This window comes from Micromonospora sp. NPDC050417 (assembly GCF_044458865.1).
In the GTDB taxonomy this organism is placed as follows: domain Bacteria; phylum Actinomycetota; class Actinomycetes; order Mycobacteriales; family Micromonosporaceae; genus Micromonospora_G.
In genome coordinates, this window is record NZ_JBITIH010000004.1 from 187,830 (window position 1) to 213,406 (window position 25,577).

Annotated in this window: 21 protein-coding genes and 2 pseudogenes; 5 read left to right on the top strand and 18 right to left on the bottom strand. The window is 69.7% G+C overall.

What is annotated here, in order from left to right; genetic code table 11:
• Window positions 1-83: 83 nt before the first annotated feature.
• Entirely contained in the window at window positions 84-590 is a 507-nt protein-coding gene (locus ACIBF5_RS07750; protein ID WP_396809188.1) for a DUF6912 family protein, read from the bottom strand.
• Between the two features lie 257 nt (window positions 591-847).
• On the opposite strand from ACIBF5_RS07750, the gene ACIBF5_RS07755 reads away from it, so the two are divergent.
• Together ACIBF5_RS07755 and ACIBF5_RS07760 are read left to right on the top strand one after the other, a co-directional pair.
• Entirely contained in the window at window positions 848-1,075 is a 228-nt protein-coding gene (locus ACIBF5_RS07755) for an AlpA family transcriptional regulator (protein ID WP_121158637.1), read from the top strand.
• Between the two features lie 162 nt (window positions 1,076-1,237).
• Window positions 1,238-1,870, top strand: coding sequence for an Rv3235 family protein (locus ACIBF5_RS07760; RefSeq protein WP_396809190.1), 633 nt, complete (start codon window positions 1,238-1,240; stop codon window positions 1,868-1,870).
• A 143-nt stretch (window positions 1,871-2,013) separates the two neighbouring features.
• On the opposite strand, the gene secA is transcribed toward ACIBF5_RS07760, so the two are convergent.
• Window positions 2,014-4,878, bottom strand: a complete 2,865-nt coding sequence (gene secA / locus ACIBF5_RS07765; RefSeq protein WP_396809192.1) for a preprotein translocase subunit SecA — start codon at window positions 4,876-4,878, stop codon at window positions 2,014-2,016.
• Window positions 4,879-5,049: 171 nt separating this feature from the next.
• On the opposite strand from secA, the gene ACIBF5_RS07770 reads away from it, so the two are divergent.
• Complete coding sequence (locus ACIBF5_RS07770) at window positions 5,050-6,276, top strand: GNAT family N-acetyltransferase (RefSeq protein ID WP_396809194.1); 1,227 nt, start codon at window positions 5,050-5,052, stop codon at window positions 6,274-6,276.
• A 3-nt stretch (window positions 6,277-6,279) separates the two neighbouring features.
• Entirely contained in the window at window positions 6,280-7,401 is a 1,122-nt protein-coding gene (locus ACIBF5_RS07775; protein ID WP_396809197.1) for a GNAT family N-acetyltransferase, read from the top strand.
• Window positions 7,402-7,501: 100 nt separating this feature from the next.
• On the opposite strand, the pseudogene ACIBF5_RS07780 reads toward ACIBF5_RS07775, so the two are convergent.
• The 9 genes and pseudogenes from ACIBF5_RS07780 to efeU form a co-directional block, all read right to left on the bottom strand.
• Window positions 7,502-7,684, bottom strand: a pseudogene (locus ACIBF5_RS07780) (sigma 54 modulation/S30EA ribosomal C-terminal domain-containing protein); the annotation flags it as partial.
• A gap of 90 nt (window positions 7,685-7,774) precedes the next feature.
• Window positions 7,775-8,140: pseudogene (gene hpf, locus ACIBF5_RS07785) on the bottom strand (ribosome hibernation-promoting factor, HPF/YfiA family); the annotation flags it as partial.
• Window positions 8,141-8,396: 256 nt separating this feature from the next.
• A complete protein-coding gene (locus ACIBF5_RS07790) occupies window positions 8,397-9,137 on the bottom strand; it encodes a ComF family protein (RefSeq protein WP_396809199.1) in 741 nt (246 codons plus the stop codon).
• Window positions 9,138-9,161: 24 nt separating this feature from the next.
• On the bottom strand, window positions 9,162-11,024 hold the full coding sequence (locus ACIBF5_RS07795) for an LpqB family beta-propeller domain-containing protein (protein ID WP_396809200.1): 1,863 nt from the start codon (window positions 11,022-11,024) through the stop codon (window positions 9,162-9,164).
• The gene (gene mtrB / locus ACIBF5_RS07800; protein ID WP_396809416.1) at window positions 11,021-12,715 is read right to left on the bottom strand and encodes an MtrAB system histidine kinase MtrB; all 1,695 of its coding nucleotides are present in this window, start codon (window positions 12,713-12,715) and stop codon (window positions 11,021-11,023) included. The genes ACIBF5_RS07795 and mtrB overlap by 4 nt, the downstream gene beginning before the upstream one ends.
• A 93-nt stretch (window positions 12,716-12,808) precedes the next feature.
• A complete protein-coding gene (gene mtrA, locus ACIBF5_RS07805; RefSeq protein WP_326560851.1) occupies window positions 12,809-13,498 on the bottom strand; it encodes an MtrAB system response regulator MtrA in 690 nt (229 codons plus the stop codon).
• Window positions 13,499-13,552: 54 nt separating this feature from the next.
• Complete coding sequence (gene efeB / locus ACIBF5_RS07810; RefSeq protein ID WP_396809203.1) at window positions 13,553-14,830, bottom strand: iron uptake transporter deferrochelatase/peroxidase subunit; 1,278 nt, start codon at window positions 14,828-14,830, stop codon at window positions 13,553-13,555.
• 58 nt (window positions 14,831-14,888) lie between these two features.
• Window positions 14,889-16,022, bottom strand: a complete 1,134-nt coding sequence (gene efeO, locus ACIBF5_RS07815) for an iron uptake system protein EfeO (RefSeq protein ID WP_396809205.1) — start codon at window positions 16,020-16,022, stop codon at window positions 14,889-14,891.
• A 20-nt stretch (window positions 16,023-16,042) separates the two neighbouring features.
• Window positions 16,043-16,927, bottom strand: a complete 885-nt coding sequence (efeU, locus tag ACIBF5_RS07820; RefSeq protein ID WP_396809207.1) for an iron uptake transporter permease EfeU — start codon at window positions 16,925-16,927, stop codon at window positions 16,043-16,045.
• A gap of 115 nt (window positions 16,928-17,042) precedes the next feature.
• Here efeU and ACIBF5_RS07825 point away from each other — a divergent pair, with 115 nt between their 5' ends.
• Window positions 17,043-17,210 carry a hypothetical protein gene (locus ACIBF5_RS07825; protein WP_396809209.1) on the top strand — a complete coding sequence of 56 codons (168 nt, stop codon included), beginning with the start codon at window positions 17,043-17,045 and terminating at the stop codon, window positions 17,208-17,210.
• Window positions 17,211-17,246: 36 nt separating this feature from the next.
• Here the strand turns inward: ACIBF5_RS07825 and ahcY are convergent, their stop codons facing one another.
• The 7 genes from ahcY to ACIBF5_RS07860 form a co-directional block, all read right to left on the bottom strand.
• Complete coding sequence (gene ahcY / locus ACIBF5_RS07830) at window positions 17,247-18,746, bottom strand: adenosylhomocysteinase (RefSeq protein ID WP_396809210.1); 1,500 nt, start codon at window positions 18,744-18,746, stop codon at window positions 17,247-17,249.
• A gap of 530 nt (window positions 18,747-19,276) precedes the next feature.
• On the bottom strand, window positions 19,277-20,449 hold the full coding sequence (manA, locus tag ACIBF5_RS07835; protein WP_396809212.1) for a mannose-6-phosphate isomerase, class I: 1,173 nt from the start codon (window positions 20,447-20,449) through the stop codon (window positions 19,277-19,279).
• A 2-nt stretch (window positions 20,450-20,451) separates the two neighbouring features.
• Window positions 20,452-21,429: a cation diffusion facilitator family transporter gene (locus ACIBF5_RS07840; RefSeq protein WP_396809214.1), complete on the bottom strand. Its 978-nt coding sequence runs from the start codon at window positions 21,427-21,429 to the stop codon at window positions 20,452-20,454.
• A gap of 31 nt (window positions 21,430-21,460) precedes the next feature.
• Entirely contained in the window at window positions 21,461-22,654 is a 1,194-nt protein-coding gene (locus tag ACIBF5_RS07845; RefSeq protein WP_396809216.1) for an SIS domain-containing protein, read from the bottom strand.
• A complete protein-coding gene (locus ACIBF5_RS07850) occupies window positions 22,651-22,839 on the bottom strand; it encodes a Trm112 family protein (RefSeq protein ID WP_396809218.1) in 189 nt (62 codons plus the stop codon). Before ACIBF5_RS07850 ends, ACIBF5_RS07845 begins: the two co-directional genes overlap by 4 nt.
• A gap of 61 nt (window positions 22,840-22,900) precedes the next feature.
• Window positions 22,901-24,319 carry a phosphomannomutase/phosphoglucomutase gene (locus ACIBF5_RS07855; RefSeq protein WP_396809219.1) on the bottom strand — a complete coding sequence of 473 codons (1,419 nt, stop codon included), beginning with the start codon at window positions 24,317-24,319 and terminating at the stop codon, window positions 22,901-22,903.
• Window positions 24,320-24,510: 191 nt separating this feature from the next.
• Window positions 24,511-25,497, bottom strand: coding sequence for a hypothetical protein (locus ACIBF5_RS07860; RefSeq protein ID WP_396809221.1), 987 nt, complete (start codon window positions 25,495-25,497; stop codon window positions 24,511-24,513).
• Window positions 25,498-25,577 lie beyond the last annotated feature (80 nt).

Here is a 25,577-nt window from a genome sequence, read left to right on the forward strand (position 1 = left end):
GTCCGCTCCAACTCCCGGTCCGCACCGACTCTCCCGGTCGGGACCGAGTCGCGGGGCGGACCGGATCAGCCTCGCGGACGGGATCAGCCAAGTTCGTCCAGTTCGGAGGCGTCGTACCAGGCCAGTTCGTGATCCTCGACGCTGTCGACGGTGAACTGCGCGTCCTCGTCACCGGCCAGCGCCTCGGTCACCACGGCCACGGCCGCGTCGACGTCCGCTACCGCGTCGTCGTCGTCCAGGTGGATCGCGGCCACGGCGGCGACCGCCACCGGCCCGTCCACCCGTACGGCGCTGGATCCCAGTTCGCCACCGGGGCGCGTAACCACGCCGGCCGGCAGGTCCGCGGAGACCACCACCCGCTTGCGGGGCGCCTCCGGATCCTCCCGGAGCAGCCGAAGCGCGTCCTGGGCCGCGCGGGTGAAGGCGACGTACTCCAGTTCCTCCTCGTCGCCCTCGGCGTACCACTCGCGCAGCATCGGCGTCACCGCGTGCGCCTCGCCGCCGGCCAGCGTGCCCTGCTTGCGCAGCGTCGCCAGCATCGGCACGGTCGCCGGCAGGTACACCCGGACCAGTTCTCCGCGCACCGTCATCGTCTCCCCCACTTGAGGCGTGCCAGCGTGTCACTGGCCCCGCGACGCCGACCCGGTCCGGCGCCGTCCCTGTCATACACCCCGACGCCCCGGTCCGGAAGCGCGCCCCACCCGGCTGTGTCCGATCAGCAACCCGGTTCGGAGACGGTCGCCCGGCTGCCGGAGGATGCCGGGTGCCGCACCCGACCGGCACGATCGAGCGCTGTCGGCAATCGGTGGCAAACTAAAGCGAACACGACCACCACCGGGAGTTTCTCGTGGAGCCCAGGTTCCTGCTCTTGTCCGACGTCGCCGCCGAGCTGAACGTCTCGGACTCGCAGGTCTACCACATGGTGCGCAGCGGCGAACTGCCCGCGATCAAGATCGGTGGCCGGGGTCAGTGGCGGGTCGAACGGGCCCAGCTCGAGCAGTACATCCAGCAGAAGTACGCCGAGACGGCCGACTGGGTGCGAAGCAATCCGCTGATCGAGCGCGATCCCGAGTAACGACCGCGATCCCGAGTAACGACAAGGGGAATCGCCGGGCGTCGTCTCGTGGCGCCCGGCTCGCGCCTGCCCGAAGAGGCTTGACGACGCATCCATCGTTGACTACTAATGTAATCCGTCGGAGGCAAACGAAAGCAAACGCAAGATCAAGAAAGGACCATGATGCCCGGCGTACGGACCCGGCCCCCCTCCCGCCCCGCAGTCCGGCTACGGGCCGTCCCGCCGCTGGACCCGCCATTCGACGACGAGCTACCGGGACCGCTCTGGCCGACCGGGCTCGACGGCCAGCTCGCACTCCCACTCCCCGCTCCGACGCGCGTCCCCATCGCCCGGACGACCGGCCCCGGCCGGCCGGGTCAGCAGGGGCCGTCGCGACCGCCCCACTCCCCTGCCCTCCCACTCCCCCCGGAATCGCTGGTCACCGCCTCGGACGAGGCACGGCAGGCCGCCCACCGCTTCCTGAGCTTCTGCCTGGAGATCTTCAACGGCTACCGGCCCGCCACTCAGGTCCGGTCCCTCTCGGCGGGAGCCGAGGCGGTGGCCGTCACCGAACAACTCGTGACGGCGACCCGCCGCCTGAACGCCCAACGCCCGGGGCGCGCCATCAGGCGGCCTCGGGACCTGGCGGCGTCGGAAAACCTGGTGCGGGTACGACGGCTTCGGGTCTGCGAGCCACGCGCCGGGATCGCCGAGGCCGCCGCCGTACTCGCTGCCGACGGTCGTTGTTGGGCGATGGCATTCCGGCTGGAGCGCCAGCGGGGCAACTGGCTCGCCACCGTGACCCGGGTGCTCTGAGCCTGCCCGCGCGACCGCTGAACCTGCGGGTCTGGAAACGGGACCGGGCCCGGTCCCGGCCACCTCGCGGTGGTCGGACCGGACCCGGATCAGCTCCCCTGGTCCGCGCCGCCGCCGGTAGAGGGCGACGGCACCAACGGATATCAGGCGTCCGCGTTCGGCGCCCCGTGGCAGCGCTTGTACTTGCGGCCGGAGCCGCACGGGCAGGGCGCGTTGCGGGACGGCCCCTCACCGCCGACCGACTGCCCCGGGGCCGGGGCACGCCGTGCCGCAGCCGACGTGGGCTGCGGCGACTGGCGTCCGACACCGAGGGCCGGCGCCTGCGGCTCCTGACGCTCCAGGACCACACCACCGGCACCCGCCTCGCCGTCGATCGTCGGCGCCGAATACTGCAGACCCTGCCGCCGGGGTGCACGGGCCAGACCCTTGGCCCGGATCTCCACCGGCGCCTGGTCGAGCACGACCTCCGGAGCCGCCTCAGCCGCCGGGGCGCTCTCCTGTTCGACCTGGACCTCCAGGTTGAACAGGAAGCCGACCGTCTCCTCCTTGATGCCGTCCATCATGGTGGCGAACATGTCGAAGCCCTCGCGCTGGTATTCGACCACCGGGTCGCGCTGGGCGTACGCCCGAAGGTTGATGCCCTCCCGGAGGTAGTCCATCTCGTAGAGGTGCTCACGCCACTTCCGGTCGATGACCTGGAGCAGCACCATCCGCTCAAGCTGGCGCATCGCCTCGCTGCCCAGTTCCTCCTCCCGCCGGACGTACGCGGCGTGCGCGTCGTCCCGGATCCGGGAGAGCAGGAAGTCGGCGTCGAGGCTGTTCAGCTCACCGCCGGCCTCCTCCACCAGGTCGTCGACGGTGACGCCGACCGGGTAGAGCTGCTTGAGGCTGGACCAGAGCTGGTCCAGGTCCCAGTCCTCGGCGTAGCCGTCCGCCGTCGCCCCGGTCACGTACGCGGTGACGGTGTCGTCGATCATGTTCTGCACCTGATCGCTCAGGTCCTCACCGTTGAGCACCCGCAGTCGCTCGGCGTAGACCACCTGACGCTGCTTGTTCATCACGTCGTCGTACTTCAGGACGTCCTTGCGGACCTCGGCGTTCTGGCCCTCGATCTGGGCCTGCGCGCTCTTGATCTGCCGGGTCACCATCTTCGACTCGATCGGCACGTCCTCCGGGATGTTGAAGCGCTCCATCACCGCCTCGACCGCACCGGCCCGGAAGCGCCGCATCAGCTCGTCCTGGAGGGAGAGGTAGAACCGCGACTCGCCCGGGTCGCCCTGCCGGCCCGACCGGCCGCGTAGCTGGTTGTCGATCCGGCGCGACTCGTGCCGCTCGGTACCGAGCACGTAGAGGCCGCCTGCGGCGGAGACCTCTTCGGCCTCCTCGTCACAAGCCTGCTTCCAGCGCGGCAGGATCTCCTCCAGCGCCTTGGCGTACTCCTCCTCGTGCTCGACCGGGTCCAGGCCGCGCTGACGCAGCTCGTTCGCGGCGAGGTACTCGGCGTTTCCGCCGAGCAGGATGTCCGTGCCACGACCGGCCATGTTCGTCGCGACGGTGACCCCGCCCTTGCGCCCCGCCTGGGCCACGATCTCGGCTTCCCGGGCGTGGAACTTGGCGTTGAGCACGGCGTGCGGGATGCCACGGCGGCGCAGCAACTGGGACAGGATCTCCGAGTTCTCCACCGAGACCGTGCCGACCAGCACCGGCTGACCGATCGCGTGCCGCTCGGCGATGTCCTCGACGACAGCGTTGAACTTGGCCTTTTCGGTCTTGTAGATGACGTCCGGCTTGTCCATCCGGACCATCGCGCGGTGGGTCGGGATCGACACGACGCCGACGTTGTAGACCTTCTGGAACTCGCCGGCCTCGGTCTGGGCGGTACCGGTCATGCCGGAGAGCTTGCTGTAGAGGCGGAAGTAGTTCTGCAGGGTGACCGTGGCAAGAGTCTGGTTCTCCTGCTTGATCTCCACGCCCTCCTTCGCCTCGATGGCCTGGTGCATGCCCTCGTTGTAGCGGCGACCGTGCAGGATGCGGCCGGTGAACTCGTCGACGATCAGGACCTCACCGTCGCTGACGATGTAGTCCTTGTCCCGCTTGAAGAGTTCCTTGGCCTTGATCGCGTTGTTCAGGTAGCCGACCAGCGGGGTGTTCACCGACTCGTACAGGTTGTCGATGCCGAGTCGGTCCTCGACCTTCGCCACGCCCCGCTCGGTGACCGCGATGGTCCGCTTGGCGTAGTCGACCTCGTAGTCGCCCTCGCCGTCCTTGCCGGGCTGGAGTCGGGCGACCACGCCGGCGAACTCGCCGTACCAGCGGGCCGAGTGCTCGGCCGGGCCAGAGATGATCAACGGGGTACGGGCCTCGTCGATCAGGATCGAGTCGACCTCGTCGACGATCGCGAAGTTGTGCCCGCGCTGGACCAGTTCCTCCTGCGACCAGGACATGTTGTCCCGCAGGTAGTCGAAGCCGAACTCGTTGTTGGTGCCGTACGTGATGTCGGCCGCGTAGGCGGCTCGGTGCTCGCTGGCCGGACGGTTCGGCAGGATCACGCCCACGGTCAGGCCGAGGAACTCGTGCACCCGACCCATCCAGGCCGCGTCACGTTCGGCGAGGTAGTCGTTGACGGTGACGATGTGCACACCCTTGCCCGAGAGGGCGTTCAGGTATGCCGGGAGCACCGAGGTGAGGGTCTTGCCCTCACCGGTCTTCATCTCGGCGATGTTGCCGAAGTGCAGGGCGGCACCGCCCATGATCTGGACGTCGTAGTGACGCTGGCCGAGCACCCGAGCCGCGGCCTCGCGCGCGGTGGCGAACGCCTCCGGCAGCAGGTCGTCCAGGGACTCGCCATCGGCGATCCGCTGCCGGTACTGCTCGGTCAGGCCCCGGAGCTCCTCGTCGGTGAGATCGACATAGTCGTCCTCGATCGAGTTGATGGCATTGGCGACGGCCTTCAGCCGCCGCACCATGCGGCCTTCGCCGGCGCGGAGGAACTTTTCGAGTATCGACACGGATCAACGCTCCCCTAGACGGTCTGCCGAACCATCGTAGGCGCTCGGTCCGGGCGTTCGGCAGCCGTGCCGGCGACCGAGGTCAACGAAACGGACAATTCACCCTATAGATCTGAGGAGACACGCCAAATCCGGTTACGCCCACGGCGAACTCTCCGGAATGATGGCCGCGTGAAACCAGCGAAGATCACCGAAGGCGGCCTGCTGCTCCGCCCCTGGGAACCGACGGACGCGGACGCGGTCCACCGGGCCTGCCAGGACCCGGACATCCAGCGCTGGACCACCGTTCCCTCGCCGTACCTCCCCGAGCACGCGGAGGGCTTCGTCACCGAGGTAGCGCCGGCTGCCTGGGCGAACGGCACCGGTGCCCCGTTCGCGGTCTGCGACGCCAGCACCGGAGAGGTGCTCGGTTCCTGCGGCCTGGTCTCGATCAACCAGACCCTGCGTACGGGTGAGGTCGGCTACTGGACCGCGCCCTGGGCACGCGGTCGCGCGGTGGCGGTCGTCGCCACCCGGGCGGTGGCCCGCTGGGCCTTCCGTGAACATGGCCTGCGCCGACTGATCTGGCAGGCCGAGGTCGGCAACCACGCCTCCCGGCTGGTCGCGCTCCGGGCCGGCTTCCGGGTCGACGGAGAACTCCGGCTCGCCCAGCCACACCCCCGGGGCACCGCCGACGGTTGGATCGGCTCCCTGCTCCCCTCCGACCTGGCCGGCCTGTCCGAGCTGTCTGACGCCGACGGGGACGGCAACGGCGGAGGTGCTCCTGAGGGCACGGACGGACCCGCCGCGCCCGGTTCGCTGGCGGCACGGCGGGCCGCGGTCTTCGGTCGTACGCAACCCGTGCTCTTCGCCAACGCGGGAGACGGCGAGATCCGGCTACGCAGGCCGGAGGCGCGGGACCTCGACGCCATCGTCACCGCCTGCCGGGACCCGGAGACAGTGCGCTGGACAACGGTGCCCGACCCGTACCAGCGCTCGGACGCGGAGTTCTACGCACACGAGCACGCCACCGGCCGCTGGACACGCGGCCAAGGGGCCGTCTTCGTCATCGCCGACCCGGACGACAACTTCGCCGGCACCCTCGAACTCCGACTCTCCGCAGGCGACCCTGGAATGGCCGACGTCGGTTACCTTGTCGCCCCGCACGCCCGGGGCCGGGGCTACTGCTCGCGGGCTCTGGCGGCGGCCAGCGCCTGGGCCTTCGCCAGCCTCGGCCTCTGGCGGATCGAATGGCGCGCCCACCTCGGCAACGACGCCTCCCGCCGAGCAGCCGAGAAGGCCGGCTTCACGATGGAGGGCGTCGCCCGGCAGGGCATCCCGCACCGGGGTACCCGGGTTGACGTCTGGGTCGGGGCACTGCTGTCCAGCGACGACAACGCGTACCGCGAAGCCGGCTGACCGATGGACCGGGAGACGATCGGGACCGATCGGGTACGGCTACGGCTGTTCCGTGACTCGGACATCGACAACCTGATGGCAGGCTGCAACGACTCGCTGACCCGGCGGTTTCTCCCGCACCTGTCCGCTCCGTACACCGAGGCCGACGCCCACTGGTGGATCAGTGAGGGTACGACGGGAGTCTGGGCCCGGGGTGGCGCCGCGTACGCGATCGCCGATCCGGTCACCGACCGTCTGATCGGCGGAATCGGTGTCGACCACGTGGTGTTGGCCCGGTGCCAGGGTGAGGTCGGCTACTGGGTCGCCCCCTGGGCTCGGGGCCGGGGCGTCGCCACCGCCGCCACCAGGGCGCTCGCCGATCGGGCGCTGTCTCAGGGTTTCGCCCGGTTGGAACTCCTCACCGAGCAGGAGAACGTGGCCAGCCAGCGGGTGGCGCTGGCCAGTGGCTTCCGTCGGGAGGGGACTCGGCGGGACGCCGGGACGCGACCGGACGGCAGTCGGCACGACCTGCTGGCATGGAGCCGGCTCGCCACCGACGCGGACACTCCGCAGGCCCGGATCCTGGCCGACCTACCCGGTGGGGCCCTCACCGACGGGGTGGTCACGCTCCGCCCGCTGACCGCCGCCGACGGCGACTTCGTGTACGACTTGCACTGCCTGCCCGACGTGATCGCGGCCAGCATGTCGACGGTCGCCCCCACCCGTGCCGACGTCGCACGGCGGTGTCTGCTCGCCCCGGCCCGGTGGCTCGCCGGCGAGCGCGCCGACCTGCTCATCCTGGACGCCGCGAGCGGTGACCCGGCGGGTGAGATCGCGCTCTACCTTCAGGAGTCACAGCCCGGCGAGGCCATGATCGGGTACGCCGTCGCGCCGCAGTGGCGGGGCTACGGTTATCCGGGCCGCGCCACCCGTCTGCTGGCCCGTTGGGTCTTTGACCACACCGGCATCCAACGGCTGACCGCTGGAACAGCGCCGACGAACCTCCGCTCCCAGCGTGCGCTGGAGAAATCCGGCTTCCAACGTGAGGGACGTGAACGCGGTCGACTGGTCGGATCGACCGGGCGCCGGGTCGACGCTCTGCGCTACGGGTTGCTGCCACAGGATCTGGACCTGGATTCGCGCTGAGTCCGGTCCGGCCGTACGGGACGAAACTGCCGCTGATCCCGCACGGCCGGGCCGTGACCCGTCCCGGGTGCGCTGGGGCTGTCGCCTGCTCGGCGGTGTCCTACTCGGCGAGCGCGATGATGCCGTAGTCGTAGCCCTTACGGCGGTAGACCACGCTTGACCGGCCGGATTCCTTGTCCAGGAACAGATAGAAGTCGTGCCCGACGAGTTCCATCTGGAAGAGCGCGTCGTCGACGGTCATCGGTTCGGCTGGGTGAAGCTTGGCGCGGGCGATGTGGCCCGGCTCGTGTACCTCGTACTCGTCGGAAAAGCCGTCGGGAGCCGACGAGTCATGGTCTGACTCACGGGTCAGGGTGGCCAGTGCCGATTCGCCGAGGTCGGCTACTGGCAGGCCGGCCGTCGCGGCGGCGACCGAGATCGGAGCGTGCCGCCCGCGGTGCACCCGGCGTCGGTCCGCGGCCCGGCGGAGCCGGGTGTCCAGCTTGGCGATCGCGATGTCCAGTGCGCTGTAGAAATCCTTCGCGCACGCCTCCGCCCGCACCACCGGCCCGCGGGAGACGCAGGTGATTTCTACTCGCTGACAGTTGTCGACCTGTCGCGGATTGCGTTCGTGGGACAGCTCGACATCGACTCGAATGAGCTTGTGGTCGTAGCGCTCGATCTTCGCGAGCTTGTCTGCTACGTGCGCCCGGTAGTGCTCGGGAACTTCGACGTTACGACCCTTGACCACGACGTCCATGCGTGACCTCCTGTGTTCGGACGGTCCAGAAACCAAAAAACCCGGTCAGCCTGCCCCCAGGAACTTTCCTTCGGCGATGACCGGTCGAGAATGACGCCTCCTCCTTCCATATGCCCCAGGGACGGGTGGAGTCCCCCTCATACCCCTGGTGAACAAAACGCTAACTCCTGTCTTGTCTATAGTCACCCCTCGCTACCAAGAACCTTTTGAAACAGTCACTTGTGGCACGATCGTGTGAAATCGACCGTACGGACCGTTACCACTGAGCCCGGCGAATCGTTGCCGCGAGCACCGCCGCCGCGTTCACCCGTACGCCGGCGGAACGCAGCACACCGGTCACCGCGGCGATCGTCACCCCGGTGGTGACGATGTCGTCCAGCACGATCACGACCCGGCCCGTCGCGGCCCGGCGCAGTGCCAGCAACCGGCGCTCCCGGAGGGTGAACGCCGCCCCTGCCGCCGCCGCCCGGCCGGCGCTGTCCAAGGTGGCGGAGTCGGGCCGGGGCAGCGCACGCAGCGGCGACGCCGTCGTGACCGGCCACCCGGAGGCCCGCAACCGGTGCGCCGTGTGCCGCGCCAGCCGGCGCAGATGGTCACCGTGCCGCGCCCGGATCGCCGTCGCGGTGCTTGGGACCGGGATCAGCAGCACCGGCCGGGGTCCGCCGGGTGGGGCGGGCGGAACCGGGTCGATGACACCCGCGGCCTCGGCGACCACCTCGGCGAGCAACCGCCCCAGCGGCCGGGCCAACGAGTGCCGGCCCCGTTCCTTGTACGACAGCAGCGCTTCCCGCAGCTCACCCTGGTACCCACCGAGCGCCACACAGTCGGGCAACCCCGGTGGCGCCGGGGTCGGCCGTACGGGGGTGGGACGGAGCAGTTGGAGCGCGGTGACGCAGCGGACACAGACCCCGTGCCGCAGGGCGGTCCGGCCGACCCGGCAACCGGCACACTCGGCCGGCAGCACCAGATCGGCCAGATCGGCCCAGACGCCGGTCATCCGACCCCGTCCCCCCGTACGGGCTCAGTACCGGAAGAACGGGGCGCTGGGCTTGACCGACGAGTTCGGCGCCGGGGCGGGCATGTCGACCTGCCCCCGCTCGATCGGCACCTGGGCCAGGGAGGCGAGCCCCTCGGCCTCGTACATCACCCCGAGATCGGTGCCGCTGAGCGGATTGCGCGGATACGCGGCCAGGTAGAGAACGTCGCCCCGGGTGTCGTCGACCACCGAGACCTCCGACACTCCGTCCACGCTGACGTTTTCGATGATCGAGCGCTTGTCCGGCTGCGCCCCGGCCACCGCCAGCAGGCTCTCGCCGATCCAGTCGACCGCGGTCACCGTCGTCAGCGAGGTCGCCAACTGCCGGGCCCGGCCGACGGTCACCGCACCGCCGTCGGTGCTCAGCGCCGCGACGTACAGGACGTTGTCGGCGATGAGCGCGATGCGGTGCCCGTCCGGCGATGCGCCCACGCCGGTGATCTGGCCGCTGACCCCCGGCACCTCGACCTTCGCGGGCTGACCCTTGCCGTCGAACTGGCCGTTGCCGTCGAACCGGTAGAGAGCGCCGTCGGCCACCACCAGCCCGATGGGCAGGTGGGAGTCGGCTCCCCTGAGCCAGACCGGCCGGTCGATCACGTCGAAGGTACGGCTCACGCCGAACGTACGCAGTGGTTCCGCCCCGTTGGCGACCCGGAGTTCGAACCCGCTTCCCTTCTCGGTGACCAGTGCCGCCGCGGTCTGGTCTCCCTCGCCGGTGAAGGCGGCGTACCGGACGTCGTGGTTCTGCTCCTGCTGGACCGGAACGGCCATCAACGACTCGTTGCCGATCCGGAGCGGATAGACCACCCCGTCGACGACGCAGTACCGCTTGGGGTTTCCGGTGATCTGGTAGGGCGGGTGGGCGCGACGGTAGTCGACGATGTCGGCCACCTTGCGTTGCTGGCTCTGGATCTTCAGCTCCATCTGGCCCTCGTCACCCGAGCCGGCCTCGGGGTCCGGCGGCACCAGCGACCAGGCGAGTTGGGTGAAGATGCGATCCAGCTCGACCTCGTCGTTGACCTCGCTGGCCGGCACGGCGAGGTTGACCTCCAGCCGGTCGCCCTGGTTGGGGGCGTTGCCGATCCGGCTGGTCCCCTCCGGCAGCGGTACGGCGGCCGGGAGCAGCCAGGGCACGGGACCGCCGATGAGCCAACCGAGAATCTCGGTGGCCTGTGACGCCCTCGGCACCGAATTCGACAGGTACCGCACGTCCGGCACGAGTGTGGTGCGACCCGCGTTCCAGAAGTAGATCGTCCGTGGGGTGTAGTAGTCGGTCAGCGCGTCCGTACTGAGCAGCAGCACCTGCGGCGGATTGATCATCCACAGGCCGTCCACAGGCTGGGTCGTGGTGCCGACGGTGTTGGAGATCGGAGCGACTTTGAACTCGTAGCTGCGATCGGTGAGCTCCGGCTCGCCCACCGCGCCGTCTCCCCGCAGCACGCCGATCTGCTGAACCTGGATGGTGACCAGGAAGCCGCCGGGTTTGTCAGGATCGCGGCGGGCCCGGGGCCCGCCGAGCAACCGGATCACGTTGATCGCCGGTTCACCACCGGGCTTCTGCTTGAGCTTGGCCCGGTCGTCCGCGATGTAGCTGTTCACCCGGTCGTAGATCTCGCTGGTCTCGCCCCCCGCGGCGGCGGCCGTCAGGTAGTTCGTCGTGAACTGTTCCGGGAGATCGCTGTCCGACCGTACCGGCAGACTCGGGGTCGGTCCGTCGCCGAAGCCCTGCCCGGACTGGGGCCCCCGACCGTCGACCCGCACCTCGGTCTCGGTCGGGATGCCACAGCCGGCCAGTCCGACACAGAGCAGCACGGCCACCGTCGCGGCAGGCAGGTTCGGCCGCCTCACGTGGTCACCTCCGTACGCGTGACGCCCGCCCCCGGCACGGCGTCGTCCTCAGAACCGTTGGCCCCGGTTGCCGGGCCCTCGGGTGTGGTGCCCGGCCCGATCGCCAGGCGTGGCCCGCTCGGCACCGGGACCATGGGCCCGACGGCGGCGTCGGCGGGGACCAGGCGCAGCGGCGCGGAGGTCAGCCGGTCGCCGGACCGGACCGGCAGGGTGAGTCGGAACTGGGCGCCCTGGCCGGGCGCGCCCCAAGCCTCCAGCCAGCCGCCGTGCAGCCGGGCGTCCTCAAGGCTGATCGACAGTCCCAGGCCGGTGCCGCCGGTCTGCCGGGCACGGGACGGGTCCGCCCGCCAGAACCGGTTGAAGACGAGCTTCTCCTCGCCCGGCTTGAGTCCCACCCCGTGGTCCCGAACGGTGATCGCCACGGCCTGCTCGTCCACGCCGAGTACCACCTCCACCGGGCGTCCCTCGCCGTGCTCGACGGCGTTGCCGACCAGGTTCCGCAGGATCCGTTCGACCCGCCGAGGGTCGACCTCGGCGATCACCGGCAGGTCGGGGGTGGTCATCCGCAGTGGTACGCCGAGCCGGGCGGCGAGGCCGTCGAGCCGCTCCACCACCCGGTGCACGACCGGAACCAGGTCGGTCGGCTCGGCGTCGAGCATGGCGAATCCGGCGTCGAACCGGCTGATCTCCAGCAGGTCGGTCAGCAGCCCTTCGAACCGGTCGAGTTCGGCCTGGAGCAGTTCGGCGCTACGGGCGACCGCCGGGTCGAACTCTTCCCGCTCGGCGAAGATCAGGTCGGCCGCCATCCGTACGGTCGTGAGCGGCGTACGCAGTTCGTGCGAGACGTCGGAGGTGAACCGCCGTTGAAGCCGGGACATCTCCTCCAGCCGGACGATCTGGCGCTGGAGATTGGTCGCCATCTGGTTGAACGAGGCGGCGAGCAGCGCCAGGTCGTCCTCGCCGTTGACCACCATCCGCTGGTCGAGCAGCCCTGCGGAGAGCCGTTGGGCGGTCCGGGAGGCGACCCGTACGGGGTTGACCACGAGTCGGGTGACCAGCGCGGAGAGGAGTCCGAGCAGCAGTACGAGGGTGATCCCGGTGGCCACCACCGTCGACCGCGCCTCTGAGGCAATCTTGTCCCACCGGGTCAGCGGTACGAAGTAGTAGAGCTCGACCTGACCGAACTTGGTCGGCACCGGCGAGCCGTACACCAGGTAGGTGGCGGTCCCACCGTCGAGGTAGCCGGTTTGGATCTGGTGCGCCACCTCACCGCCGACCACCCGCTCACGCAGCTCGTTGCTGATCATCGGGCGGACGTCCACCCCGATCGGCGAGGTGGCCGCCGGGATGCTCGGATAGCGCTCCGCCTCGAGCGCCACCACGACACCGGCCACCTGTTCGGGATCGTTGCCGGCCAGGTAGCGGGCGGTGTTCTCGAAGGTGGTGCCCAGCTTCGACGCGTACGACACCGTGTAGACGCTGATCTGGTCTTCGGCGTAGTTCCGCCCGTTTTCGAGCCGCTCCTTCACGTCGGCGGTGGCGTTGTCGAGCAGGATGTTGGTGATCCGCTCGGCGACAAGCACCGCGAATCCACCGACCAGCAGGCTCGACGCGATCAGGGTGATGCTGACGACGCGCAACTGGAGCGAGCGGCGCCAGGTCTGGTGCAGACCGGCGACCAGTGCTCGCACACGGCGCAACGACGCACGCGAGAGCCCGAGCGCGACGGCTCGGGCGCGGGCGAGGACGGAGGAATCGGAAGGGTGAGCCACAGTGGCACCAGGCTATCCGGTGCCCGCCTTGTAACCCACGCCCCGAACGGTCAGGATGATTTCCGGCCGCTCGGGATCCGGTTCGATCTTGGCCCGGAGCCGCTGCACGTGCACGTTGACCAGCCGGGTGTCGGCCGCGTGCCGGTAACCCCAGACCTGCTCAAGCAGGACCTCGCGGGTGAAGACCTGACGCGGCTTCCGGGCCAGCGCCACCAGCAGGTCGAACTCCAGCGGGGTCAGCTTGACCTCTTCGCCGTCCCGGCTGACCGTGTGCGCCGGGACGTCGATGTTGATCTGGTTGCCGGGCGGACCGATGGTCAGCATCTCCGGCGCGGCGTCTTCGCCCCGGCGGAGCCGGGCCCGCATCCGCGCCACCAGTTCCTTGGGCTTGAAGGGCTTGACCACGTAGTCGTCCGCGCCCGACTCCAGGCCGAGGACGACGTCCACGGTGTCGCTCTTCGCGGTCAGCATGACGATCGGCACGCCGGACTCGGCCCGGATCGACCGGGCCACGTCGATACCACTCATTCCCGGCAGCATCAGGTCGAGCAGGACGATGTCGGGTCGGCTGTCGCGGAACGCCGCCAGCGCCCGTTCGCCGTCGGCGACAAAGGAGGGTAGGAATCCCTCGCTGCGCAGCACGATGCCGAGCATCTCGGCCAGCGCGGGGTCGTCGTCGACCACCAGTACCCGGGCTCTCATGGCACCAATATTCCATCTCCGTTCACGTTCGTGGGACCGGCACCACCCCGCCGATCAGTCAAAGAGTGCACGACCCCAGAAATCGCCCGGTTCGCGTACGCCAGGCGGACAGGCAAAGAGCCCACTGGACACGTGGCGTAGATACTCGTTCAACCCATCGTGTCGAGCCAGCTCAGTCTGGATCGGCACGAACTGTCGGCGCGGATCCCGCTGGTACGCGATGAAGAACAGCCCGGCGTCGAGCCGACCCAGCCCGTCCGAGCCGTCGACGTAGTTGTAACCGCGGCGCAGCAGCCGGGCACCGTTGTTCTGGTCCGGGTGGGCCAGCCGTACGTGCGCGGTCTCGGTGATCCTCGGTCGACCGTCCGGCCCGGTCGCCTTGAAATCGATCGGGTCGAACTCGTCGTGCTGACCCAAGGGCGCACCGCTCCCCTTGGTCCGACCGACCAGTTCCTCCTGCTCACCGAGGGAGGTCCGGTCCCAGGTCTCGATGATCATTCGGATCTTCCGGGTGACCAGGTACGCGCCGCCGGTCATCCACTCCGGGCCGTCCCCGGGCTGGGCCCAGAGCTGTTCGCGCAGTAGCGCGGTGTCCTCGATCTTGAGGTTGGCCGTACCGTCCTTGAAGCCGAAGAGGTTACGCGGCGTGGCCTGGTCCCGCGAGGTCGACGAGGTACGCCCGAACCCGAGCTGCGACCAGCGCACGCTGACCACACCCATGCCGATCCGGGCCAGGTTCCGGATCGCGTGCACCGCCACCTGCGGGTCGTTGGCGCAGGCCTGTACGCAGAGGTCGCCACCGGAGATCTCCGGTCGCAGCGCTTCCCCCGGAAAGCGCGGCAGGTCGGCCAGGGCGGCCGGGCGGCGGTCGGCGAGACCGAAGCGGTCCCGGCCGTCGGCGTCGCGGAACAGCGACGGACCGAACCCCACGGTCAGGGTCAGGCCGGAGGGCGGCAGGCTCAGCGCCTCACCGGTGTCGTCCGGCGGCGCCTCCGGCGACCCGTTGACCGCGCCGATCACCCCGGCGTCCTGACCGGCGGTCATCCGGGCCGCGGCGGCGGTCCAGTCCTTCAGGAGTTCGACCAGGCGGGCCCGGTCCTTGGTCACCACGTCGAAGGCGACGAAGTGCAGCCGGTCGGGAACCTCGGTGGTGATGCCGGCCTGATGCTCGCCGTGGAAATCCACGGCGGCGGAGGGAGACGCGCCCGCCGGCAGCGGCGGGTCGAAGGCACCCCGGAGCGTGGCGCCGGTCATCCCGGCGATGCCCGCACCCGCGACACCGGCACCGGCGATCCCGATCGCCCGCCGACGCGAAAGCCGTTTCTCAGTCACATCCCACCCCCACCCACCGGTGCTCCCGGCGCGACGGTCGACCCGCCGGCCCGACGTGCTACTTGGCGACGACCGCCGCGACCTTACTGATCGGCTCGGCCAGCGCGTTGATCGCGTCCGACAGGTCCTTCAGGTCGGCCTGGCTCAGCTCGGTGTGCAGCTTCCAGCCGTCGCCGGCCCGATGCTTGCCCAGCGTCGTGTCGACCGTGGCAAAGCCGCTGTCGAGGGAGGTGACCAGGTCGGGTGCGCGCTCGGCGAGGACCGGCCGGAGCGCGGCGACGGCCGCCTTGGAGCCCTCGACGTTGGCGTTGAAGTCCCACAGGTCGGTGTGCGAGTAGCGGTCCTCCTCGCCGGTGATCTTGCCGGTCGCCACCTCGTCGAGGAGTTCCTTGGCGCCGTTGGCGAGGTTGAGCGGGGAGAGCCGCTCGGCGTTCGCCTTCGCCACAATCTCCTTGACGTCGGTGAGCAGCCGGTCCGCGATCGGGCCGTCCTTGCTGATGTCGCCGGTGGTCCAGAGGTCCTTCTCCAGGCGGTGGAAGCCGGTGAACTCCATCCCCTCCTCAAGTACCTCCTCGCGGCCGTCGATCTTCGGGTCGAGGTCACCGAAGATCTCGGCCACCGGCTCGATCCGCTCCCAGTAGGTGCGGGCGACCGGGAAGAGTGCCTTGGCTCCCGCCACGTCGCCAGCCTTGACCGCGGTCACGAACTCGGTGGTCTTGTCCAACAGCGCGCCGGTCTGGCTCTGCACGTACCGCTGGTAGCTGTCGGTCGCGGCGGCGAGTGCCGCGTCGTCGGTGAGCGGCGCGGACGAACCGCTGACGGTCAGCGCGCCCCGGATGCCCTTGCCGATCATGCCCGGCTTGCAGGCTGTCTCGTACGTCCCGGCGGGCAGTTCGACGCGCAACTCACGGCTGATCCCAGGAACCACGTTCTCGACCTCGCCCATCACCCGGTCACCCGCGGCGTAGACGTAGAACTCGGTGACCTTGGCACCGGAGTTGGTCACGTTGAACACCACCGTACCGGCGCCGACAGTGGTGCTGCCGACCTCACAGGCGGTGTCGGTGGCCTTGACCGCGACCGCCCCACCAGCGGTGTCCTTGCCGCCGTCGTCCTTCGCGCCGCAGCCGGCGAGGCCGACACCGGCGAGCGCGCCAGCGGCGGCGAGCGCCACGAAACGGGTGGTACGCATTGTTTCTCCTTGAACTCGGATCAGACGGCGGGCTGGGCCGTGGGCGCGGCTCCGCTGGCGGAGCCGGTGGTCCCGGAGGCGGAACCGGTGGTCCCGGAGGCGCGACGCCCCGGGAGGAGGAAGAGGAGCAGAACCGGGATCAGGTACGCGCCCCAGGCGACGACCTCCAGCACGGTCGACTCCGCGGTGACGTTGAACATGCCGCCGAGCAGGGTGCCGTACCAGGTGGACGGGTCGAGCACACCGGAGATGTCGTACGCCATGGTCTTGATGCCGGGCAGGACGCCGGCCTCCTGGAAGTCATGGGTGCCGTACTTGAAGATGCCGGCGGCGACCAGGATCAACAGCGCGCCGGTCCAGGTGAAGAAGCGGGTGAGGTTGATCCGGACTGCGCTCGCGTAGAGCAGGTAGCCGATCGCGATCGCGGTGACGACGCCGCCGATGAGTGCGTAGAGCGGACCACCGTCGACCTGGGCGGTCTGCGCCGCCGAATAGAAGATCAGTGCCGTCTCGAGTCCTTCGCGAACCACGGCGAGGAAGGCCATCAGGGCGACCGCGAGCGAGCCGACGGCGAGCGCGTCCGAGAGCTTGCCTCGGAGTTCGCCGCCGAGCGAGCGGGCCGCGCCACGCATCCAGAAGATCATCGCGGTGACGAAGGTGACCGCTGCCACCGAGGTGACCGCCTCGAACAGTTCCCGGTCCTCGGACTTCGCCAGCAGCGTGGTGCTGGTGTATTCGAGTAGCCAGCCGAAGAAGACGGAGAGTACGACGGCGAGGGCCACCCCGCCCCACACCTGCGGCAACCGGTCCCGACGGTCGGACTTGACCAGGAACGCGATCAGAATGCTGACCACCAGGGTGGCTTCCAGGCCCTCACGTAGACCGATCAGGTAGGTGGCGAACATGAGGGCTCCGGGTTCATCAATTAGGCATGCCTAACTTAGGCCAGCCTACCTTGCGCCCTGGTAGAGCCCGGTGTCAACGTGGCGCCGCCCACCCCTTCTCTGATCCAATGACCAGGTGAAGGCCTTCGTACCGTGGCTCACCGTGCTCGCGATCATCATCGCGCTGAACGCGCTGCGACTGCGTCCATTCGCCACCGCCGTGGCGATCGGTTGGCTCGCGTACTGCGTCTGGAGCTGGGTGCGTCCCACCCGTGCCCGACACGACGACGGCCGGGCCGGCTGACGCGTTCGTCAGCCAGCCCGGCCGGTACGGCGGACCTCAGTAGCGGTAGTGCTCCGGCTTGTACGGCCCCTCGACCGAAATGCCCAGGTAAGCGGCCTGTTCCTTGGTCAGCTCGGTCAGCTTCGCGCCGAGCGCGCCGAGGTGCAGCCGGGCGACCTTCTCGTCCAGGTGCTTCGGCAGCACGTACACCCCGACCGGGTACTCGTCGGTCTTGGTGAACAACTCGACCTGCGCGATGGTCTGGTTGGCGAACGAGTTCGACATGACGAAACTCGGGTGACCGGTCGCGTTGCCCAGGTTCAGCAGCCGACCCTCGGAAAGCACGATGATCGAGTGCCCGTCGTCGAACTTCCAGACGTCGACCTGCGGCTTGATGTTCACCCGCCGTACGTCCGAACGCTTCGCCAGACCGGCCATGTCGATCTCGTTGTCGAAGTGGCCGATGTTGCCCACGATCGCCTGGTGCTTCATCCGCGCCATGTGCTCGTTCGTGATGACGTCGAAGCAGCCGGTGGCGGTGACGAAGATGTCCGCGGTCTCGACCACGTCTTCCAGGGTCGCGACCTGGTAACCGTCCATCGCCGCCTGCAACGCGCAGATCGGGTCGACCTCGGTGATGATGACCCGGGCACCCTGGCCGCGCAGCGACTCCGCGCAACCCTTGCCCACGTCGCCGTAACCGAGCACGACCGCGACCTTGCCACCGATCAGCACGTCGGTGGCCCGGTTGATCCCGTCGATCAGCGAGTGCCGGCAGCCGTACTTGTTGTCGAACTTGCTCTTCGTCACCGAGTCGTTCACGTTGATCGCCGGGAAGAGCAGGGTTCCGGCCTGCTGCATCTCGTACAAGCGGTGCACACCGGTCGTGGTCTCCTCGGTCACACCCTTGATCCCGGCCGCGACCCGGGTCCACCGCTGGTTGTCCTCGGCGAGGGAGCGGTGCAGCACACCCAGGATGACCGCGTACTCCTCCGAGTCAGCCGACTCGACCGGCGGAACCGCACCCGCCGCCTCGAACTGCGCACCCCGGTGCACCAGCAGCGTCGCGTCACCACCGTCGTCGAGGATCATGTTCGGGCCCTGACCGTCCGGCCAGAGCAGCACCTGCTCGGTGCACCACCAGTACTCCTCCAGGCTCTCGCCCTTCCAGGCGTAGACCGGAACACCGGCGGGGGCGTCGACCGTGCCCTCCGGCCCCACCACGATCGCGGCGGCGGCGTGGTCCTGGGTGGAGAAGATGTTGCACGACGCCCAGCGGACCTGCGCACCCAACGAGGTGAGGGTCTCGATCAGCACGGCGGTCTGAATCGTCATGTGCAACGAACCCGTGATCCGCGCACCTGCGAGCGGCTGCGCCGCCGCGTACTCACGACGCAACGACATCAGACCCGGCATTTCGTGCTCCGCCAGCTCGATCTCCTTACGACCGAACTCGGCGAGCGACAGATCCGCCACCTTGAAGTCGCCGTCAGCGAGAGTCGTCGGCCGGCTTTGGGTCGACGCACCACCGGAAGGCGCCGGGAGAGTACTGGTCATGAAAGCTCCTGTCGTACGGGTCTGCTGCTGCGCGACCCTCCACATTACGCCCGGCTGCATTCGTGCGGACACAGGCGGTGCCGTCCACTCCGGGACAACCACGACAATCCGCGACGCATGGCCCGCCGCGCGACGGCCACCCGGGAGACTATCCAACACCTGGTTCCCCGGCCCGTCCGACGGGCGGCGTCTTCGATGAGCGAGGGGTCCGACCTGGGCATCTCCCCGGGTCTGACCTGCGCGTACCGACGCCGGGATCCGACGTCACCGGCCGGCCGCCGGGGAGGGCCCGAAGGACGGGTACGTGCCCGACGCGCCGAGGAAAGGGTACGGACAGCGCGCGGGGCGGTGGGGCGTGGACGGTTTCCCGCCCAGCATCCCTCCGCCCCGCGCATCCCCCCGGTTTGGTACCTCGCAGGACGTCAGCACTCGTGGTACTGACACTGCGTAGTTAAAGAGTCACACTCCGCAAGGTCCATGTCAAGTCAAACTCGGAAATGTCCGACTCGCGAAGAAGGTCAGAAGCAAACCTATATGCCGGCTGCACCGACGAAGACCTCGCCTCGGCCGGAGAAGAGGAGTTCCCCACCGTCCGCCGCGCTGATCGCCGCCCTGCCCGGCTCGACCATGACCTCACCCGCCGCGTCCCGTACCGCCACCGCGCCGGAGGCACCGAGCACCACCCGTGGACCGGTCAGCGTCAGCCGGGCCTGCGGCGAGTCCTCGTCCAGCCGCACCCGGTGGAGTGAGAAGTCCTCGACCGGAACCCGCCAGCCGACCACCCCGGGCGCCACCGGCACCGATTCGAGCAGCGGATCGTCCAACACCTCGAACCGGAGCACCCGCAGCAACTCGGGCACGTCCACGTGCTTGGGAGTCAGCCCGCCCCGCAGCACGTTGTCACTGGCAGCCATGATCTCCACCCCGGCGCCCCGCAGGTACGCGTGGAGATTGCCGGCCGGCATCCAGATCGCCATTCCCGGCTCCAGCCGGACGTGGTTGAGCAGCAGCGCGACCAGCACACCGGGATCGCCCGGATACCAGCCGGCCAATCCCCTGACCAACTCCTGCTCGGCAACGTATCCGGGGCCGAGGTCAGTGGTCCGGACCAGTTCCACCAGCGCGACCCGGTCCACCTCCGGCCAGCTCAGCAACCGCTGCACGGCATCCCGCAGGCCCTCCACCCCGGTACGCAGTGCCGCCACCACCGGCTTGAGCGCCGGGATGTCGAACGCCTCCAGGACCGCCGCGGAGACCCGTGGGTCCCGGAAACCGCAGAGCGCCTCGAACGGCGCGACTGCCACCAGCATCTCCGGCTTGTGGTACGGATCCACATAGTTGCGGTGTGCGGTCGGCGGCAGTGCCTGGTCCGCGGCGTACCCCTGCCGGGCCTGCGCCGAGTCCGGGTGGGCCTGCAACGACAGCGGCGCCTCGGGTGCCAGCAGCTTCATCAGGAACGGCAACCGTCCGTCGAAGCGGGTCAGCACCTCGTCGCCCAGCCAGCGCCCCGGTTCGGCGGCGAGCAACTCGACCAGGCTGATCCGAGCCTCTCCCTGGCGCACCATCGCAGGTGAACCGGGATGTGCGCCCAGCCAGAGTTCCGCCTCCGGCCCGGGGCTCGGCACCGGCCGACCCTGCAAACCAGCAATTACCGTACGTGATCCCCATGCGTAGTCACGAATGGGTCCGTGCAGTGGTTCCACCGTCAGCTCTTCCCGCCCGTGTCGCGAGCGGTCTCCGCTTGCCCGTTCTCCGTCGAAGCAGCCCGCTGCGCACTGTAGATGTCCGGCTCCAGATAGATCACCCGTGCGATCGGCACCGCCGACCGGATCCGGGACTCGACCGTGTCGATGTCCCGGGCCACGTCCTGGGCCGACGAGGCCGGCCGGACCGCGATCTTCACCGCGACCAGCAGCTCCTCGGGGCCGAGATACAGCGTACGCATGTGGATGATCCGCTCGACCTCGGAGCCCTCGTTCACCGCCCGCTCGATCCGGGCCACGTCCTCCGGAGTGGCCCCCTCACCGAGCAGCAGGCTCTTGGTTTCGATCGCCAGCACGACCGCGATGGTCACCAGCAACAGACCGATCGCCAGGGTGCCGGCCGCGTCCCACCGGCCGTTGCCGGTGACCAGGGTCATCGAGACCCCGACCAGGGCGAAGACCAGACCGAGCAGGGCGCCGAGGTCCTCCAGCAGCACCACCGGCAGCTCGGGTGCCTTGGCCCGACGGACGAACTGCACCCAGGTCGCCCTGCCACGGATGTGGTTGGACTCCTTGATCGCGGTGCGGAACGAGAACGACTCCAGGATGACCGCGATGATCAGCACTGTCGGCGGCAGCCACTGCCAACTGTCGAAGGCGTGCGGGTGCTGCCACTTGTGGTAACCCTCGTAGAGAGCGAAGAGGCCACCGACGCTGAACAGCACGATCGAGACGATGAAGGCGTAGATGTAACGCTCGCGCCCGTACCCGAAGGGGTGTTGCGGGGTCGCGCCCCGCTGCGACCGACGGCCGCCGACCAGCAGCAACGCCTGGTTGCCGGAGTCGGCGACCGAGTGGACCGCCTCGGCCAGCATCGACGACGAACCGCTCAGCAGCCACGCCACGAACTTCGTGATCGCGATGCCGAGGTTGGCCAGCAGCGCGGCGATGATCGCCCGCGTTCCACCGCCGGCGCTCATGTCCGCGTTCCCTGCTGGTCGCTCTGCCCGTTCACGGGTTGGACAGCTCCTTCATTTCGGTAACCGCCGCCACGGCCATCGGGTCGAGCCCGTGGGCCAGGGCGAGATAAACAGACGCGAAATCGGGTACGGCGATCAGCGAGGCGAGCCGCTCCAGCGCCGAACCGCCCTCGGCGGTGACGACGTCACAGCGGACCCCGCGCCGCTCGGCGAGAGTCTGCAACGCGTCAGCGCGCCGCTCCTCCACGGCCAGCGGCTCGTCGCTGTCGTCGTCGGCGTTCAGACCGCCGTCACGCAACAGCACCACCCGCAGCCGGGTCCAGTCGGACTCCTCCTCCGGGTCGGCGAAGATGTCCCGGGTCGACTCCGCCAACCCGCCGAAGACCCCGTCGAGCAGCCCCACCCGGCCTCGCCCGGCCTCGCCGAGCGCACCCGCGATCACCGGGTAGCGGGCGTTCGCCGACAGGGTGTCGCCGAACCGCCGGGCGGCGACCGTCGCCAGCGGGGACGAGCCCCAGACCACCGGCACCGAGTTCGCCAACCCGAGCGCCAGTGCCTTGGCCGGATTGACGAACGACTCGGCGGTGGGGCGACTCCGGTCCGCGTCGGCGTCGAGCCGCGCCGCCGTCTCCGCCAGATCGGCCTCGTTGACCTTCACCAGCCCGAGCGTCCGCGCGGCGAGCAGCACCGGCACGGTCAGGCCCCAGAGGCTGGCCCGCGCGGGTGCCCGCCGGGGCACCGGGATGAACGGTGCCCGGACCCCCTCCGCCACCGACTGGAGCTGCGAGTCCGGCGCGCCGACCGCGACCAGCCGGGCGCCCCGCCGGGCCGCCGCCTCGGCCGCGCCGAGCGCCTCCGGACTACGACCCGAAGCGCTCACCGCGATCACCACGTCGGCGGCACCCACCCAGCCCGGCACGCCGGCGCTGCGGTGCGCGATGACCGGCACCGGGCAACGCGGCCCGGCGACCGTGGCGAGGATGTCGCCGGTGCGTCCAGCCGTGCCGATGCCCGCGATCACCACCGCCCGGGGCCGCCCCTCGTCGGCCAGCACACCCAGGTTCGCCTCCGCGGCGAGCGCCGCGGACTCGCGTACCTGCGCGCCGGCCGAGGCGGTGAACCGCAGCATGCCGCCCGGGTCGGCCTCGTGCAGCGCCGCCGCGTCGTCGAGCAGCCCCTCGTCGGGGACCCGTCGCCCGCTCACGCCGGCGTGGGCGTCCATCACTTCTCCTCCTGTGCGGCGCCGCCGCGAGCCTCGTCGAGCAGGAGCACCGGTACGTCGTCGCGGACCTCGAAGACCCGCCGACACTCGGTGCAGGTCAGGGTCTGCTCCACCAGGTCGTAGTCGAGCGGGGCGTGGTGTGTGTCCGGGCAGGCGAGAATCTCGAGTAACTGCGGGTCAAGGGCCACGATGCGGCTCCTTCCACGTCATCCGGCGGCCGAATCGGCGTTCCGGCCGGCGCACGGGATCTTATCGGCGTACCAGGTCGAGCACCTCGTCGCGGAGCGCGATCATCCGGTCCTTGGTCGGCCCCTCCACGTTGAGCCGTAGCAGCGGTTCCGTGTTGGAGGGTCGCAGGTTGATCCAGGCCCCGTCGGGGAATCGGACCGTCAGCCCGTCCAGCTCGTCGGTCTCGGCACCCTGGTAGACCTGCTTGACCTCGGCCAGCTTCGCCGCCTGGTCGGCGACGGTCGAGTTGATCTCGCCGGAGCAGACGTACCGCTCGTACTTCTCGGCCAACTCGGAAAGCGGACGCTCCTGTTCACCAAGGGCGGCGAGCAGGTGCATCGCGGCGAGCATGCCGGTGTCGGCGAACCAGAAGTCACGGAAGTAGTAGTGCGCCGAGTGCTCCCCGCCGAAGACCGCGTTGGTACGAGCCATGTCGGCCTTGATGAAGGAGTGTCCGACCCGGCTGCAGAGCGGCTCCCCGCCGTTCTCTCGGATGATCTCCGGTACGGCACTGGAGGTGATCAGGTTGTGGATGACCGTGGAGCCGGGGTGCTTGGCGAGTTCCCGTACGGCCACCAGGGCGGTGATCGCCGACGGCGAGACCGGCTCGCCCCGCTCGTCGACCACGAAGCAGCGGTCCGCGTCGCCGTCGAAGGCGAGTCCCAGATCGGCACCGTGTTCCAGGACCGCCGCCTGCAGGTCCACCAGGTTCGCCGGGTCGAGCGGGTTCGCTTCGTGGTTCGGGAAGTTGCCGTCGAGTTCGAAATAGAGCGGAACGATGGTCAACGGCAGCGGCGGCAGTACGGCGTCGCCGAGCACCACCGGGACGGTGTAACCACCCATCCCGTTACCCGCGTCGACGACCACCCTGAGCGGGCGGATGCCGCTCAGGTCGACCAGACCACGCAGGTGGGCCGCGTACTCACCGAGCAGGTCGAGCTGGCGTACGGGCTGCTCCGGCGCGCCCGCCAGCGGCTCGCCCTTGTCCAGGATCGCCTGAGCCCGCTCGCGGATCTCGGCGAGGCCGCTGTCCTGGCCGATCGGACGGGCACCCGCCCGGCACATCTTGATCCCGTTGTAGCGCGCCGGATTGTGGCTGGCGGTGAACATGGCGCCGGGCAGGTCGAGACTGCCCGAGGCGTAGTAGAGCAGGTCGGTGGAGCCGAGGCCGGCGTCGATGACCGCCATCCCCTCCGAGCGGACACCAGCGGAGAAGGCTGCCGCCAGGCCGGGCGAGCTGTCCCGCATGTCGTGGGCGATCACCACCGTGTTCGGATCGCCGGTCGAACCGCCGTCCCGGTCCGTCGAGCCGACGCTCGTACCCGCGCGAAGCAATTGCGCGAAGGCCGCACCCAACGCCTCGGCGACCCGCTCGTTCCACTGTTCGGGGACGGTACCGCGGACATCGTACGCCTTGACGATTTGGGATAAATCAGACAACGGTCTCGCTCCTCGGTCATGCGCCAGTCAACGGCCTGAGCGTATCGGAGCCGACACCCCAGCCGTGGGTAAGGCGGGTTGCCAGGCAGAGTCCAACAGGCTGCGAGAAGCAGCCAAGATCAGGTCAACCTCCGGCCGGACGGCGACGGGTCCGCCCTCGCCGAGGCCGCGACCAGTAGGCCGTCGCCACTTCAGGGGCGAATCCGAGGCATGATCACGGTCGAGTCGCCGCCCGTGGGCATGACCACGGTCGGATCGGCCCGACCAGGGATGACCATGGTCGGATCGGCCCGACCAGGGATGACCATGGTCGGATCGGCCCGACCAGGGATGACCATGGTCGGATCAGCGCCCGGGCCACCCCGCGGCGGGTACGGCGGACGCGGCGTCACGCCCAGCCCACCGCCACCGCCGCCCGGCTCCTCCCGACCACCTCGGGCCCGCCGCAGCAGCAGCACCAGCAGGGCGATCCCGATCGCCACCATGCCGACCCCGACCACCATCACCATGCCGCCGATCCCGCCACCGCCGCTCCCGGCGCCGCCACCCAGCCCGAACTCGGTCGGCGATACGACGACATCGGTCTCGGTCGGCTCCGGCTCGGCCGCCTCCGTGGTCTCCTCCGGCGTCGGGCTCGGCGAGGCCGACCGGGTCCTGGTCGGCGTTGGCGTCGGCGTGCCCTTGGCGCCGTTCACCTTGCGCGTCTCGGCATCCTGCTTGATCAAATCGCCACCGGCGGTATACGCCTCACCGACGATCGTCACCCGACCTGCCGGCACTGCGGCAGCCAGGACCAACCGGTAGCGGACCGTCACGCTCTTCCGCTCACAGAGTTCCGGCCTCTCCGGCGCGGTCCGGCCGCTGTGCAGCGTGCCCTCCCCGGAGACCGAGACCGGCTGCCAGTCCCCGCCCTGCGCGACCACCAGGCCCACGTCGCTGGCGGAGAGCCCCGCCATCTGGAGCGCGACCGAGGTCCGGACCGACACACAACCCTTGGACCGCTTCGACACGGTCACGGTGACCGAGCCCGGCGAACCCCCGGCGGTGAAGCTGCTGGACGTACTGATCCGGACCGAGTCCTCGTCGTCGGCGAGTGCCGGTGCCGCGCCGGCCACGACCAGGCCGGCCAGGAGCGCGCAAACTGTCGCCAGCCGCGCCGCGCCACGCCGTACCAACATGATCACCTCGCCGCTTCCGGTTGGGGTACGGCGGACAGGCTACCGCGTATAGGCACCGGCGCTCCTCCCGCGCACGCCGT